Here is a 13,850-nt window from a genome sequence, read left to right on the forward strand (position 1 = left end):
GAGATTCGTACATGGACCTTTATTTCTCGCCCCTCGCCTGCTCGATGGCAACCAGGATCGCGCTGTATGAGGCCGGCAGCCAGGCCAACTTCATCGAGGTCGACCCCAAGACCAAACGCGTGTTGAAGGACGATTCGGATTTCTACGCGGTCAATCCACTCGGCCTCGTACCCGTGGTGCGGACCGACGACGGCGTGACGCTGACCGAGAACGCCGCGATCCTGCAGCACGTCGCCGAGCGCTTGTCCGATTCCGATATCGGGGCAAGACCCGGCATCGAACGCTCGAAGCTGCAGCAATGGCTGTGCTTCATCGGCACCGAACTGCACAAGGGCCTGTTCACGCCGCTGCTCGGCAAGACCGTGCCGGCGGAGGTCAAGGCCTATACGCTGGAGCGGTATCTGTCGCGCCTCGACTACCTCAACAAATATCTCGAGGGGCGTGAATTCGTGCTCGACCATTTCAGCGTGGCGGATGCCTATCTCACCACCGTGCTGAACTGGAGCATCGCAACCCCGATGATCGACTTTTCGAAATATCCAGCCGTGAAGGATTATCTCGAGCGGATGAAGAAGCGGCCGAGCGTGGCCAAGGCGCTGGCCGAAGAGTTCGACCTCTACAAGGCCGAGATCGCGCGCCACAAGGCGGCGGCGTAAGGCACTATCTCACCACGAGTCGTCCCGGCGAAGGCCGGGACCCATACCGCGGAATCTTTCGGTTGGGCAGTTTGGTTGACGTCTTTCGCAAAACTGCTCCCGGTGGTTATGGGTCCCGGCTCAAGGCCGGGACGACGTGGATAGCGAACGCCACCAATCTCATTTCGCCAGCAGCCTCGCCTTCATATCCACCAGCGCCTGCCCGAACACCTTTGTATCGTCGAGCGCCCGCGCCAGCACCAGCGCGCCCTGAATGGTCAGCAGCGCATCCGCGGATCGCCGCCGCGCGACGCTTGTGCTCAGCCCGGCGCGCCGCAGCGTTTGCGCCAGCGCATCGTTCCAGCGGCTGAAATAATCCTGCACCTGCGAGCTGAAAATATCCCGCGATGCCCCGAGCGCAATCACGCCGACCAGGCAGACGCGGTGGCCCGAGCGGAAATAGCGATCGACACCCGCAGTCATGTCGGCAATCGCCTGTGCGGGATCATCGGACTTGCGCAGGGCCGCGAAGATATTGACCTCGAACCAGTGATCGATCTCGGCCAGGACTTCCGCGGCCATCTGCGCTTTGCCGTCGGGGAAGAAATGATAGAGGCTGCCCTTCCCCAAACCCGTGGCCTTGCCGATCAGCGCCAGCGTCGCGCCTTCATAGCCGTGGCTGCGGAACACCTCCGAGATCAGCGGCAACAGATCGGCGCGTTCGGAAACGGTCCTGGCTATAGTTCCCTTGGCCATGGCTTCACTAGAACGGGCTGTCGCTCAAGCCCGTGACATCCGCCGGACGCGGTCCGGGCGCGGCCCAGTGAAAGCGGCGCTCTTTCTCGGCAATCTCGACATCGTTGATGCTGGCCTCGCGCCGGCGCATCAGGCCGTGCTCGTCGAACTCCCATTGCTCGTTGCCGTAGGAGCGGTGCCACTGCCCGGCAGCGTCATGCCATTCATACTGGAAGCGCACCGCGATGCGGTTGGCGTCGAAGGCCCAGAGATCCTTGATCAGGCGATATTCTTGCTCCTTCGCCCATTTGCGGGTGAGGAATTCGACGATCGCCTCGCGGCCCTGAAAAAATTCAGCGCGGTTCCGCCATCGGCTGTCCTCGGTATAGGCCAGCGAGACGCGCACGGGATCGCGCGAATTCCAGGCGTCCTCCGCCATGCGGGCCTTCTGGGCTGCGGTCTCCCGCGTGAACGGCGGCAATGGCGGACGCGACATCTGACATCTCCAGCTTTTGAACAGAACTGGAGACTGTACCGATCGGTACAGAGAGTCAAGTATTCCGCAGAGTCACTCCAGATCGGCCTTCATCAACAGCCGCAGCGATTTCGGGATCGGCTGGGCCCTACCCTCGCAGATGAACGCGACGCGCACCTTGGCGGTGACCAGCGCCTCTTCACCGCGCCGCACTTCCTGCGCCAGCGTGATCGAGGCGCCCTTCACCGCGATCGGCCAGGTCACCACATCGAGCAGATCGTCCATCCGCGCCGGGCGCAGGAAATCGATCTCCATCGAGCGGACCACGAAGGCGAAACCCGGCGTCTCCGCCTGCGCCTGCTCGAACAGCGCATGCTGATCGGCCCCCATCAGCCGCAGATGATTGGTGCGGCCGCGCTCCATGAAGCGCAGATAATTGGCGTGATAGACGATGCCGGAGAAATCCGTGTCCTCGTAATAGACGCGGACCTGCATGTGATGGCGGCCGTCGCGGACCTCGCCGTCGATGTGGGGTAAAGTCAATTGCGGCCCTCGATCGCCTGGAAAGCCATCGTTTTGCGCAAAATCCGCCTGCCGCGCAAGCGTAACGCCTTGCGGCGGATTACGCTACCACCGCACCCTGCCCGCCCAGGGTCACCAGCACGATCTCCGGGGGAACGCCGATGCGGAACGGCATGATGCTGCAGCCGAGGCCACCGGAGACGACGATGTCGTGCTTCATACGGATGTGGCCATAAGCGAGCCGTTGACCAGACGGTGCGACTGGCGACCAGCCCAGCAAACGCACCTGACCGCCATGGGTATGACCGGAGAGCTGCAGTGACACCCGCGACGGCACGCGCTTGGCGATGTCGGGCTCATGCGCCAGCAGAATAACCGGCGCGTCATCGGTGACCTTCGCCAGCGTGGCGCCGAGATCGTCGACGCCGACCCGCCGCACCGGCCTGAAACGGCGTGCCGGGAAATAGGCCAGTTGATCGCCAAGGCCAGCCAGCCAGAACGGCCGCCCGTCCTTGGTGAGGCGCCTGGCGTCGTTGTCGTAAACCGGAATGCCTGACGCCTCCAGCGCGCGGCGGGCGAAGGTGTGCCCCTTGCCTTCGCGCTGCACTTCCTTGTCATCCCACCAATCGTGATTGCCGAGAATGGCGTGCACGCCGAGCGGGGCCTTCAGCCCGGCCAGCACCGGCGCCCATTCATCGGCCGGGATGAAGCGCGTCACCTTGCGGTGCCCGGCCACGTAGTCGCCGAGCATGACGATGACGTCGGCCTTCAGTGCGTTGGTTCGTTCAACGATCCCCTGGATGCGGTCGAGCGACATCCAGGGATCGCAGGCGTGCAGGTCGGTGATGACGGCGATCTTGAGCTTGAGATCGGTGGGCCATTGCGGCGGCGCAAGGTTGTATCGCGTGACGCGAAGCTGCAGCGCGGGTTCGGAGAATCCGTAGGCCGTGGTCGTGACGCCGAGGGCGCCCAATCCACCAAAGAATCGAAAGAAATGTCGGCGTGAAATCATGGCTGGTCAATCGTGATGCATCGCAAACTTGGGCGGGTATTGAGCCGGAATTGGGGTGCGTTTGTGCAGATCGTCAGCAGTCGCATTAAGGTTACCACCTGTTCTCCCCGACCAGCGCGTCGAGCCGGTCCCTCAATTCGTCGGAGGCGCGGTAGTACCAGACGCCGCCCAAGAGATCTCGAAAACGATCGCTGGCCTGCGCCTCGCGCTCGATGCGGTCGATGGTTTCCATGCTGATGACATCCTCGAGCGGACCGGCGGCGAGCAGCGAAAGCAGCGCCGGATTGGTCTCGATCTCGAGGATCGCGACGATCAGATCAATCGCCCTGTCCGGATCCTCACCACGCAATTCACTCTCATAATCCATCATCGCAAAGAAATTGTCATCGCGGTCGCAGTCGGATTTCGAATGTTGTTCGACCCAGGCGCGCGCCAGCTCCGGCAGCGTCATGGCTTCACAATCGAGCGGCTGTTTTGGAGTCCGTCGCGCGACGTCGTCGGCCTTCCAGCCCTTGAGGTCGGCGATCGCCTGGATGCGTTGCTTCAACGGCTTGTTTGGACCGAGCAGAACGCCGCCGAGCAGCCAGCGCAGCCGGGCGTTATTCTTCGCCTCGGCCTCGATCCGGTCGATCACGATTTCGCCGTGGGCATACATCAGCGACATCATGAACTTTTCATTGAGCTGCATCACGGTCGGTTTGTCGGATTCACTGCGCAGCACTTCAAGCGCAAGATCGAGCGCGCGATCCGGCTTGCGGTGCGGCAGATGATCGAAATAGAGCTTGGCCGCCCAGGCGCCGGAAGTCTGGTCGCGCTTGCTCAGCCGCTGCAGCACAGCCCACAATGAGGCCAGCTCGTCGACAGGCATCGCGTTGAGGACGTCGGAATCGTCGGGCGTGCCCAGTTCCGGCGCTGCGACAATGGCCAGCACCTTGGCGTCTTCGGTTGATTTCATCTGGCACTCCACGGCAAAAACAGCCGGTCCCGCACGGAGGCGCGTCGCCGACTTGTCGATATTTACCGTTAGTGCGTGATTAGGCCGATTCGGTTCGATAGCGTTCAGTCATCGCTGTCACCGCCGCCGAACAAGCCGAACTGCGCCGGATCGCGGGCGGGTTCGGCGAGGCCGAGATGCTTGAAGGCGTGCGAGGTCAACAGCCGGCCGCGCGGGGTGCGCTGGAGATAGCCACACTGGATCAGGAACGGCTCGATGATGTCCTCGATCGCATCGCGCGGCTCCGACAGCGCCGCCGCCATGGTTTCCACGCCGACCGGACCGCCGCCATAGTTCAGCGCGATGGTCGAAAGATATCGCCGGTCCATCGCATCGAGGCCGGCGGCATCGACTTCCAGCGCGCTCAGCGCGTGGTCGGCGATGGCGCGGTCGACAGAGCTGGCATCCGCGGCGGACGCAAAATCCCGCACCCGGCGCAGCAGCCGACCGGCGATGCGCGGCGTGCCGCGGGCGCGGCGCGCGATCTCGTTGGCGCCGTCAGGCGTCATGCCGATGTTGAGCACACGGGCGCCGCGTGTGACGATCTTCTCCAGCTCTTCCACGGTGTAGAAATTCAGCCGCACCGGAATGCCGAAGCGGTCGCGCAGCGGATTGGTGAGCAGGCCCGCGCGCGTCGTGGCGCCGACCAGGGTGAATTTCGCCAGCTCGATTTTCACGGATCGCGCTGCCGGCCCCTCGCCGATGATGAGATCGAGCTGAAAGTCCTCCATCGCGGGATAGAGCACTTCCTCGACCGCCGGGCTGAGGCGATGGATTTCGTCGATGAACAGCACGTCGCGCTCTTCGAGATTGGTCAGCAGCGCTGCGAGGTCGCCGGCCTTGGCGATCACAGGGCCGGAGGTCGCGCGAAAGCCGACGCCGAGTTCACGCGCCACGATCTGCGCCAGCGTGGTCTTGCCGAGGCCGGGAGGACCGACGAACAGCACGTGATCCAGCGCCTCGCCGCGCTTGCGCGCCGCCTCGATGAAGATCGAAAGATTTTTCCGCGCCTGCGCCTGGCCGACGAACTCGGACAGCAATTGCGGGCGCAGCGCGGTGTCGCCGACATCGTCGGAACGGCGCTCGGGGGTGACGATGCGGGACGGTGTGTTCATGCGGCAGTTCTAGCACGATGAAGGGGTTTCGCGAGCCACCAGCACAGGCTGGCCGGAATGACCGCCAGCACGGCGAGGATCGCTGACAGCGACAGCGCCTGTCGTGCGGACCGGACATCCGGCAAGATCACGGCCGATGATTCCGAGGGCACCAAAAATATGCCGAATACGACGAAACCGGCGACGGCAATGGCCGCGGCGAGCCACGCCATCCAGATCATGTTGATGCCGCCATAGACCGCAGCCAATGCGAATATCAGGCCGGCAGCGACCGATGGCAGGAACGCCGCGAGCATCGTCGCAAGTGCAAGCAGCACGATCGCGACAGAGACGATGGTACGCAGTGCTTCGAGTTCGAGAAGTGCGAGAAACATTTGCAGCAGCGCGGCGCCGAATCCGACCACGATCAGCGAAATCAGCGCCGCAATCGTCAGCGGTCCTGCAATGGAAAAAATCAGGACGATGCCGATCGCGCGCGCGAAACGCCCGGCAACGGCACCTGCAGAATAATCGCGGTACTCGCTCACTTCGCCAGTTCCTTCAAGAAAGCGTCTTCATGCGGCTGCTCGTCGCTCAGCTTTAAGCCGTTTTCGGAAACAATGGCCGGAAAAATGACCGTTCAAAACGGATGAAGCAGCGTGTCTCTTTTGCGAAGGCTACCGCCTTCTGAACGTCTGGATCGAGGGCCGCGTCCTTGCGGTACTGTTCGTAGGCCGCGAGGCTTGGAAAGCTGAACATCGCCAAGGCGATGTCACTCGCGCCTTCGGATGGCAAAAAGTAGCCGTGATGGATGCCGCCGAAGCGCGGCAGCAGCTCCAGCCACATTGCGCCGTAGGCCTCGAAGTCGGCGAGCTTGTCGGGGCGAACCTCGTAACGCAGATAACATGTAATCATTTTGTGATGCTCCAGCGCAATTCGCTCACTTCGCGAGTTCCTTCAGCCCCAGCCGAATGAGTTGCGCGGTCTCGGCATTCTCGCCGGCGCTGCGCGAGGCGGATGCGATGGCGGCGGCCGCCTGCGGCTGGCCGTAGCCGAGATTGACCAGCGCCGAGATCGCATCCGTGACCGGGCGCGGCGCGCGGTCATTGTCGATCGCGCCGGAGAGATGCACCAGCGCCGGATCGACGTTGGCAAAGGCCGGCGCCTTGTCCTTCAATTCGGTGACGATGCGTTCGGCGACTTTGGGGCCGACGCCGGGCGTGCGCGTCACCGCGGCCTTGTCGCGCAGCGCGATCGCATTCGCAAGCTCGGCCGGCGGCAGCGTCGAGAGCACCGCCAGCGCCACCTTGGCGCCGACGCCCTGCACGGTCTGCAGCAGGCGGAACCATTCGCGCTCGATGTCACCGCGAAAACCGAACAGCTTGATCTGGTCTTCGCGCACATAGGTCTCGATCGAAAGCACCGCGGCCTCGCCGGGCGCGGGCAGCGCCTGCAGCGTGCGCGAGGAGCAATGCACCTGATAGCCGACGCCGCCGACGTCGAGGATCACGTAGTCCTCGCCATAGGAGTCGATCAGGCCTTTGAGTTTGCCGATCATAGGCCCGCCACCTTCAGCCGCAGCGCCGTGCCGGCGCGGTGATGGGCGTGCGTGATCGCGATCGCCAGCGCGTCGGCGGCGTCGGCGGATTTCGGCTCGGCCTTCGGCAGCAGGATCTTGAGCATGACAGCGATCTGGTTCTTGTCGGCATGACCGGCGCCGACCACGGTCTTCTTGACCTGGTTGGGCGCGTATTCGGCAACCGATATGCCGAACATCGCCGGCGCCAGCATGGCGACGCCGCGCGCCTGCCCGAGTTTTAGCGTTGCGACGCCGTCCTTGTTGACAAAGGTCTGTTCGACCGCAGCCTCCATGGGACGGAAATCGCCGAGCACGGCGGCGAGGCCTTCATGGATCGCGAGCAGCCGGCTCGCCAGCGGCTGATCGTCCGGCGGCTCCACCGAGCCGCAGCCGATGAAGACCAGCCGGTTGCCCTCGGTCTCGATCACGCCCCAGCCGGTGCGGCGCAGGCCGGGGTCGATGCCGATAATCCGGACGGGTTGGCGAATCGGAGGAGATGTCATGGCCTGTGATAACGCCAGAGCACCGTGAACGAAACATAAAGAGAACGTATTCCCCGCTAAAGCGGTGGGACGTGCCCCGGACGCAACGCAGTGCGCCGCGTTTGCGGCGTGGTGCGTTGCTGAGCCGGGGCCCATCCATCAGCTCGTTCTGCGGAGACATGGGTCCCCCGATGCGCAATTGCGCATCTGAGCTCTGCGGAGCAGCGCTCCGCGCTGCACCGCGTCCGGGACACGAGATCCCTAACCGCCCATCTTCGCCATCAGCGCGTCCGAGACCTCGAAATTGGCGTAGACGTTCTGCACGTCGTCGTGCTCGTTCAAATGGTCGATCAGTTTGAGCAGCTTCTCGCCGGTCTCGTCGTCCACCGGCACCGTGTTCTGCGGCTTCCAGGTCAGCGCCGCCTTGCGGGCCTCGCCGAATTTCGTCTCCAGCGCCTTGGCGACCTCGCGAAACGTTTCCTTGGAGGCATAGATTTCGTGGCCGCTCTCGCTCGAGATCACGTCGTCGGCGCCGGCTTCGATCGCCGCATCCAGCATCGCATCGTCGGAGGCCACCTTGGCGTCGTATTCGATGATGCCGGTGTGATCGAACATGAAGGAAACCGATCCGGTTTCGCCGAGGTTGCCGCCGGACTTGGTGAAGTAGGAGCGGATATCGGAGGCCGCGCGGTTGCGGTTGTCGGTCAGCGCCTCGACGATCACGGCGACGCCGCCGGGGCCATAGCCCTCGTAGCGAATCTCGTCGTAGTTCTCGCCCTCGCCGCCGCTCGCCTTCTTCACGGCGCGCTCGATCGAATCCTTCGACATGTTTTCCTGGCGAGCGGAAATGATCGCCGCGCGCAGCCGGGCGTTCATCGACGGATCGGGCTGGCCCATCTTGGCCGCAACCGTGATTTCCCGCGCCAGCTTGCCGAACAGTTTCGACTTCTGGGCATCCTGCCGCCCCTTGCGGTGCATGATGTTCTTGAATTGGGAATGGCCGGCCATGCGGGGTCTCTTGGATTCGTTCGTGAGCGGATTTGGATGAAAACGCGGCCTTATAGGCCGACAACCGGCCAAAATCAAAGATTCACGGCCGTTTTGGTACTTAAGTAGTGACCCGTATGCCGGAATATCAGGCAGTTGTTAACCATGACTTCATGCCCGGATGAGAGGATGCGCCCCACATTCTCAACTTTTAAGAGCCCTCATGGCGTTCGGTTTATTTCGAAAGCGAGAGCCGGAAGCGACCACGGCTGCCGTCGAGCTTAAGGTTCCGGCGGTTGTGGCTGCGACCGACGCGCCCGCGCCCGAAGGCGATTCAGCCAAGGAAATCCTTGAACTGCTGGAACTCGAACTCGGTGGCATGATCCGCCAGCTCGAGCGCGCGGCCCATTCGGTCGCCGGGGGCGCCGAGGCGACCGCGGCCACACTGACCACCATCCGCCACCGCACTGACGCCCTGACCGGCCGCACCACCGCAGCCCAGAGCACCGCAACCACCTTCTCGCAGGCCGCTGACAAATTCACCCATTCGGCCCAGGGCATCGGCGAGCAGGTCCGCGATGCCGGCAAGCTCGCCGACCAGGCCAGCGAGGCCGCCCGCGAAGCCAGCGCCAATGTGGACCGGTTGCGCGAATCGTCCGCGGCGATCGGCAACGTCGTCAATCTGATCGCGCAGATCGCAAGGCAGACCACGCTGCTGGCCCTCAATTCCACCATCGAGGCCGCGCGCGCCGGCGAAGCCGGGCGCGGCTTTGCCGTCGTCGCCACCGAGGTGAAGGCGCTCGCGGTGCAGACCCAGAACGCCACCGAGGAAATCACCAGGAAGATCGAAGCGCTGCAGCGCGACGCCGCCGGCTCGGTCGACGCCGTGCATCGGATTTCGCAGGCGATTAAATTGATCCGGCCGGTGTTCGACAACGTCAACGGCGCGGTCGCCGAGCAAAGCCAGACCACCGGAGAAATGTCCGACAATGCCGCCTCCGCGTCGCGCTTCATCGTCTCGGTCGGCGAAAGCGCCTCCGAGATCGGCGTCGCGACCAAGGAAGCCGAAGCGCATGGTGAAAACGTCGCCAATGCCGGAAGGGCGGTCACGACCTTTGCGCAGAAGCTCAAATCGCGCTGCGCGGTGCTGCTGCGCCAAAGCGAGCGCCAGGGCCAGCGCAAACAGGAAAAGCTGCCCTGCAGCCTCCAAATCGAAATCCAGACCGCGCGCGGCCTGATCACGGCGCCGGTCTACGAGATTTCGATCGACGGCATCCTGATCAGCGGTCCCGACGCCGAAAAGCTGACGCCCAACCAAAGCCTCGACGCCACGCTGCCGGATATCGGCGCCTGCAAAATTCGCATCAGCGAGCGTTCCAAGGCCGGCGCGCAGGCGCAGTTCGAGCGGCCGAACGCCGCTTTGCGCGAGGCGATCGAAGACAAATTGTGGGCGATCCACGACGAGAACACCGAGTTCGTCACCCGCGCCATGGAAGCAGGCGCCGCGTTGACCAGGATTTTCGAGCAGGGCGTCGCCAGCGGCGCGATCTCGATCGAGGACATGTTCGACACCAACTATGTCGAAATATCCGGCAGCAACCCGGTGCAGCACCGCACCAAAATTCTGGACTGGGCGGACCGCGCGCTGCCACCGTTCCAGGAAGCCTTCCTCGCCAAAGACAAGCGCATGGCGTTCTGCGCTGTCATCGACACCAACGGCTATCTGCCGGTTCACAACAAGATCTATTCGCATCCGCAACGTCCGGGCGACGTCACCTGGAACACCGCCAACAGCCGCAACCGCCGCATCTTCAACGATCCCGCGGGCCTCGCCGCCGGCCGCAACCAGCGCGCCTACCTGGTGCAGAGCTACGCCCGCGACATGGGCAACGGCAACACCGTGATGATGCGCGAGATCGACGTGCCGATCCGCGTCAAGGGTCGGCACTGGGGCGGCTTCCGCACGGCCTACCGGCTCTAGATTCTTGATTGACGCGTTTTCTCGACGCGAACCGGTATCAACCCCCGGATCAAGTCCGAGGGCATGCTTCGCTCGAAAATGCTCCAGTTCGCTCTCAGGCAAGACTCCAAGGCGCGAATCGCGTTCTAGACTTGGAATTGGAATGCGCTCGCCGCGGTGGGCCGGTCATCGGCTCTGATTGGAGAAAGCTCGAGCATGTCCTTTGTGCAGCGTGCGGTCCTGGACACTCACTCCAACCAGACACTGGCCGAACGCCTCATTGACCAGCTTGCCGACCGCATCGGCGGGCTCGGCGTGGAACTTGCCGATATCGCCGGCAACGTCCAGGAGGTCGCCAGCCGCGTCGCGAACCAGTCGGACCGGTTCCACCACTTGCAGAAGACGGCCCAGACGATGGTCTCGGCCAACCGCGACATCGCCAATGCATCGCAGGCGGTGCAATCGACCACGTCCGCAGCCGTCGGAGAGATCGTTCAGTCGCGCAGCGCGGTGGATACGGCCGTCAAGCACATCGCCGAACTCGTCGACGCGGTCGGCCGTATCGAGGCCCGGCTCAGCGCCGTCGGCTCGGCCCTGTCGCAGGTTGCAAAAGTTTCCGGCTCGATCGAGGCGATTGCGAAACAGACTAACCTTTTGGCGCTCAATGCCACGATCGAGGCGGCGCGCGCCGGAACCGCCGGCCGTGGCTTTGCCGTGGTCGCGAACGAGGTGAAGAGCCTGGCGGAGGGGACGCGCCAGGCCACGCAGCAGATTTCCGAGACCATGCGCGATCTCGACGGCCAGATCGGCAGCCTGATCGGCGAGAGCAGCGACGCCTCGCTCCGCGCCAAGAGCGCTGGTGAAGGCGCACAGCAGATCAGCGGCATCATCGCGCGCGTGCACCAGGGCATCGCGTCCGTAGGCTATGAGATCGACGGCGTCGCCAAGGCCGCGACGTCCAATCTCGGCCATTGCGACCGCGTGATCGAGGAACTCGGCCAGCTTGCCCAGGGCGTCGATTTGTCCTCCAGCGAGCTGAAGCAGGCCGACGGACGGGTGGCGAAGCTGCTCGAACTGTCGGAAGGCCTGATCGCATTGATCGCCGACAGCGGCGTCGAGACTTCGGATGCGCCGTTGATCCGCGTGGTGATCGACACCGCAAAGCAGATTTCCGACGCGTTTGAGGCCGCCGTCGCGCGCGGCGAGATCACGGTCGAGCAGTTGATGGACGAGAAATACCGCGAAATCGCAGGTACCGATCCGAAGCAATATCTGACCGACTATGTCGCCTTCACCGACCGCGTGCTGCCTTCCATCCAGGATCCGATCCAGAAGAGCGATCCGCGCATCGTGTTCTGCGTCGCCTGGGCCAAAGGCGGCTATCTGCCGACCCACAATCCGAACTACCGCCTGCCGCAGGGGCCCGACCCCGTCTGGAACAACGCCAATTGCCGCAACCGCCGCCTGTTCAGCGATCGCGCGGTGAAGAAGGTGGCGGCGAACACAAAACCGTTCCTGCTGCAGACCTACCGCCGCGACATGGGCGGCGGCAATTTCGTATTGATGAAAGACCTCTCCTCGCCGATCCACGTGCGCGGCCGCCATTGGGGCGCCTTCCGCATGGGTTTCCGGCAATCCTGAACGACAGACGTCAAAACGCCTTGCCCGGCGCGCGCTGTCACACCCCTGACATGCGCATTTGAAACTAACGGTGATGCCGTGCATTTCCTTTTGCGCTTCCCTGGGCGGAGTATTCTGATGACCGAAAAACCAGTCAATGGCTCGATCCATGATCGCATCCACGCGGAAATGATGGACAGTTTCGACGAGGAACTGGAACTCGAGATCGACGACGACCGCCTCGACGCGCTGACCAACGAATTCGAAAGCCATTCCGCCGAGGAGACCGTCGACCGCCGGCTTTATTTCAAGGAACTGTTCCGCCTGCAGGGCGAACTGGTCAAACTGCAGAGCTGGGTGCAGCACCAGAAGCTGAAAGTGGTTGTCATCTTCGAGGGACGCGATTCTGCCGGCAAGGGCGGCGTCATCAAGCGCATCACGCAGCGGCTGAACCCGCGGGTCTGCCGGGTCGCCGCACTGCCGGCGCCGAACGAGCGCGAACGCACCCAATGGTATTTCCAGCGTTACGTCTCGCATCTGCCGGCCGGCGGCGAGATCGTGCTGTTCGACCGCAGCTGGTACAACCGCGCGGGCGTCGAGCGGGTGATGGGATTTTGCACCGAAGCCGACGTCGAGGAATTCTTCCGCTCGGTGCCGGAATTCGAACGCATGCTGGTGCGTTCCGGCATCATCCTGATCAAATACTGGTTCTCGATCACCGACGAGGTACAGCATCTGCGCTTCACGATGCGGATCCACGATCCCCTGAAGCAGTGGAAGCTCAGCCCGATGGACGTGGAAGCGCGCAGCCGCTGGGAGCAGTACACCAAGGCCAAGGAAGCGATGCTGGAGCGCACCCATATTGCCGAGGCGCCGTGGCACCTGGTCGAGGCCGTCGACAAGAAGAAGGCGCGGCTGAACTGCATCGCCCATCTGCTTGAACAGATTCCCTACAGCGACGTCCAGCAGGATCCCGTCATCCTGCCACCGCGCGTGCGCCATCCGGACTACCAGCGCGGTCCGGTCCCGCCGGAGATGTACGTACCGGCGCGCTACTGAGCGCGTACCGCTAATCCGGCAAACCCGCGTCCGGACCACCGCTGGCCGGAATCTAGCGCAGGGCTGCGGGCAATTCGAAGCCCTTGTACTCGCGCAGCAGCATCGCCTTGAGCACCGGCATTTCCGGCTTGGCGTCGGGCCCGGGCAGCGGATTGCTGTCCGCCTTGATGAAATCCGGTGGCGTCCCCGGCAATTTGTAGAGATTGAAGCCGTTCCGCCGCACCGCGAAATCGGCCTGCAAATAGCCGTCCGCCATCATGGTGCCGGCAGGCGCGAGGTAGAATCCGTCCTCACGATAGGGCCCGAGCATCGAAAAGGTCTTCGAGCCTTTCCGGACGCCGCTGAGCTGGCTGCTCAACCTGATCAGCTCGGTTTCGCGGCCGTCGATGTTCACATAGACCCGGCGCAGCGGCAGCTCGGCAGCGTCCTGCGTCACCACGCTGACGAGCACGAGCACATGCTTGGCCAGCGCGCGGTGTTCTTCGGGACTGGAAGCCCAGGAGAAATCCACCGAGGATCCTCTTGCCGCGCCCTTCGGCGCGACCTTCGCCGTGTTGATCGCGGACTTCTCCAGCCGCCCGGTCATGTCTTCGGGCGATACCGGGTTCTGCGATCCCGGGCGCTGGGTGAGTTTTTGCGCGGACGCCGGCTGCGACAGCACCAACGCCAGCAGGAGGAACAGAAACCTTTGCATCA

At 63.5% G+C, this 13,850-nt stretch carries 16 protein-coding genes; 4 read left to right on the forward strand and 12 right to left on the reverse strand.

Features of this window, described 5'->3' with window-relative positions; all coding sequences use genetic code 11:
* Positions 1 to 11: 11 nt before the first annotated feature.
* Positions 12 to 656, forward strand: coding sequence for a glutathione S-transferase family protein (locus tag JQ600_RS10800; RefSeq protein ID WP_212391580.1), 645 nt, complete (start codon positions 12 to 14; stop codon positions 654 to 656).
* A gap of 159 nt (positions 657 to 815) precedes the next feature.
* Here the strand turns inward: JQ600_RS10800 and JQ600_RS10805 are convergent, their stop codons facing one another.
* From JQ600_RS10805 to JQ600_RS10855, 11 genes are all read right to left on the reverse strand, one after another.
* Positions 816 to 1,391, reverse strand: a complete 576-nt coding sequence (locus JQ600_RS10805; RefSeq protein ID WP_249135792.1) for a TetR/AcrR family transcriptional regulator — start codon at positions 1,389 to 1,391, stop codon at positions 816 to 818.
* Positions 1,392 to 1,398: 7 nt separating this feature from the next.
* Positions 1,399 to 1,866: a nuclear transport factor 2 family protein gene (locus JQ600_RS10810; RefSeq protein ID WP_212391579.1), complete on the reverse strand. Its 468-nt coding sequence runs from the start codon at positions 1,864 to 1,866 to the stop codon at positions 1,399 to 1,401.
* Positions 1,867 to 1,938: 72 nt separating this feature from the next.
* Entirely contained in the window at positions 1,939 to 2,388 is a 450-nt protein-coding gene (gene ybgC, locus JQ600_RS10815; protein WP_212391578.1) for a tol-pal system-associated acyl-CoA thioesterase, read from the reverse strand.
* 79 nt (positions 2,389 to 2,467) lie between these two features.
* Positions 2,468 to 3,379 carry a metallophosphoesterase gene (locus JQ600_RS10820; protein ID WP_212391576.1) on the reverse strand — a complete coding sequence of 304 codons (912 nt, stop codon included), beginning with the start codon at positions 3,377 to 3,379 and terminating at the stop codon, positions 2,468 to 2,470.
* A gap of 91 nt (positions 3,380 to 3,470) precedes the next feature.
* Positions 3,471 to 4,334 (reverse strand): DUF6869 domain-containing protein, encoded by an 864-nt coding sequence (locus JQ600_RS10825; protein ID WP_212391573.1) that lies wholly within the window; start codon positions 4,332 to 4,334, stop codon positions 3,471 to 3,473.
* Between the two features lie 104 nt (positions 4,335 to 4,438).
* Positions 4,439 to 5,488 carry a Holliday junction branch migration DNA helicase RuvB gene (gene ruvB / locus JQ600_RS10830; protein WP_212032928.1) on the reverse strand — a complete coding sequence of 350 codons (1,050 nt, stop codon included), beginning with the start codon at positions 5,486 to 5,488 and terminating at the stop codon, positions 4,439 to 4,441.
* Entirely contained in the window at positions 5,485 to 6,015 is a 531-nt protein-coding gene (locus JQ600_RS10835; protein ID WP_212391571.1) for a hypothetical protein, read from the reverse strand. Before JQ600_RS10835 ends, ruvB begins: the two co-directional genes overlap by 4 nt.
* Positions 6,016 to 6,067: 52 nt before the next feature.
* On the reverse strand, positions 6,068 to 6,382 hold the full coding sequence (locus JQ600_RS10840; RefSeq protein ID WP_212391569.1) for an NIPSNAP family protein: 315 nt from the start codon (positions 6,380 to 6,382) through the stop codon (positions 6,068 to 6,070).
* Between the two features lie 25 nt (positions 6,383 to 6,407).
* Positions 6,408 to 7,025, reverse strand: a complete 618-nt coding sequence (gene ruvA / locus JQ600_RS10845) for a Holliday junction branch migration protein RuvA (protein WP_209837862.1) — start codon at positions 7,023 to 7,025, stop codon at positions 6,408 to 6,410.
* Complete coding sequence (gene ruvC, locus JQ600_RS10850; protein WP_212391567.1) at positions 7,022 to 7,549, reverse strand: crossover junction endodeoxyribonuclease RuvC; 528 nt, start codon at positions 7,547 to 7,549, stop codon at positions 7,022 to 7,024. The genes ruvA and ruvC overlap by 4 nt, the downstream gene beginning before the upstream one ends.
* A 240-nt stretch (positions 7,550 to 7,789) precedes the next feature.
* On the reverse strand, positions 7,790 to 8,536 hold the full coding sequence (locus tag JQ600_RS10855; RefSeq protein WP_212391565.1) for a YebC/PmpR family DNA-binding transcriptional regulator: 747 nt from the start codon (positions 8,534 to 8,536) through the stop codon (positions 7,790 to 7,792).
* 202 nt (positions 8,537 to 8,738) lie between these two features.
* Between JQ600_RS10855 and JQ600_RS10860 the strand changes: the two genes are divergently transcribed.
* From JQ600_RS10860 to ppk2, 3 genes are all read left to right on the forward strand, one after another.
* The gene (locus JQ600_RS10860) at positions 8,739 to 10,496 is read left to right on the forward strand and encodes a methyl-accepting chemotaxis protein (protein ID WP_212391563.1); all 1,758 of its coding nucleotides are present in this window, start codon (positions 8,739 to 8,741) and stop codon (positions 10,494 to 10,496) included.
* A 195-nt stretch (positions 10,497 to 10,691) separates the two neighbouring features.
* Entirely contained in the window at positions 10,692 to 12,116 is a 1,425-nt protein-coding gene (locus JQ600_RS10865; RefSeq protein ID WP_212391560.1) for a methyl-accepting chemotaxis protein, read from the forward strand.
* 117 nt (positions 12,117 to 12,233) lie between these two features.
* Complete coding sequence (gene ppk2 / locus JQ600_RS10870; protein WP_212391558.1) at positions 12,234 to 13,154, forward strand: polyphosphate kinase 2; 921 nt, start codon at positions 12,234 to 12,236, stop codon at positions 13,152 to 13,154.
* A gap of 52 nt (positions 13,155 to 13,206) precedes the next feature.
* On the opposite strand, the gene JQ600_RS10875 is transcribed toward ppk2, so the two are convergent.
* Positions 13,207 to 13,848: a hypothetical protein gene (locus JQ600_RS10875; protein ID WP_212391557.1), complete on the reverse strand. Its 642-nt coding sequence runs from the start codon at positions 13,846 to 13,848 to the stop codon at positions 13,207 to 13,209.
* Positions 13,849 to 13,850: the final 2 nt, after the last annotated feature.

The organism is Bradyrhizobium sp. AUGA SZCCT0176, assembly GCF_018130145.1.
GTDB lineage: Bacteria > Pseudomonadota > Alphaproteobacteria > Rhizobiales > Xanthobacteraceae > Bradyrhizobium.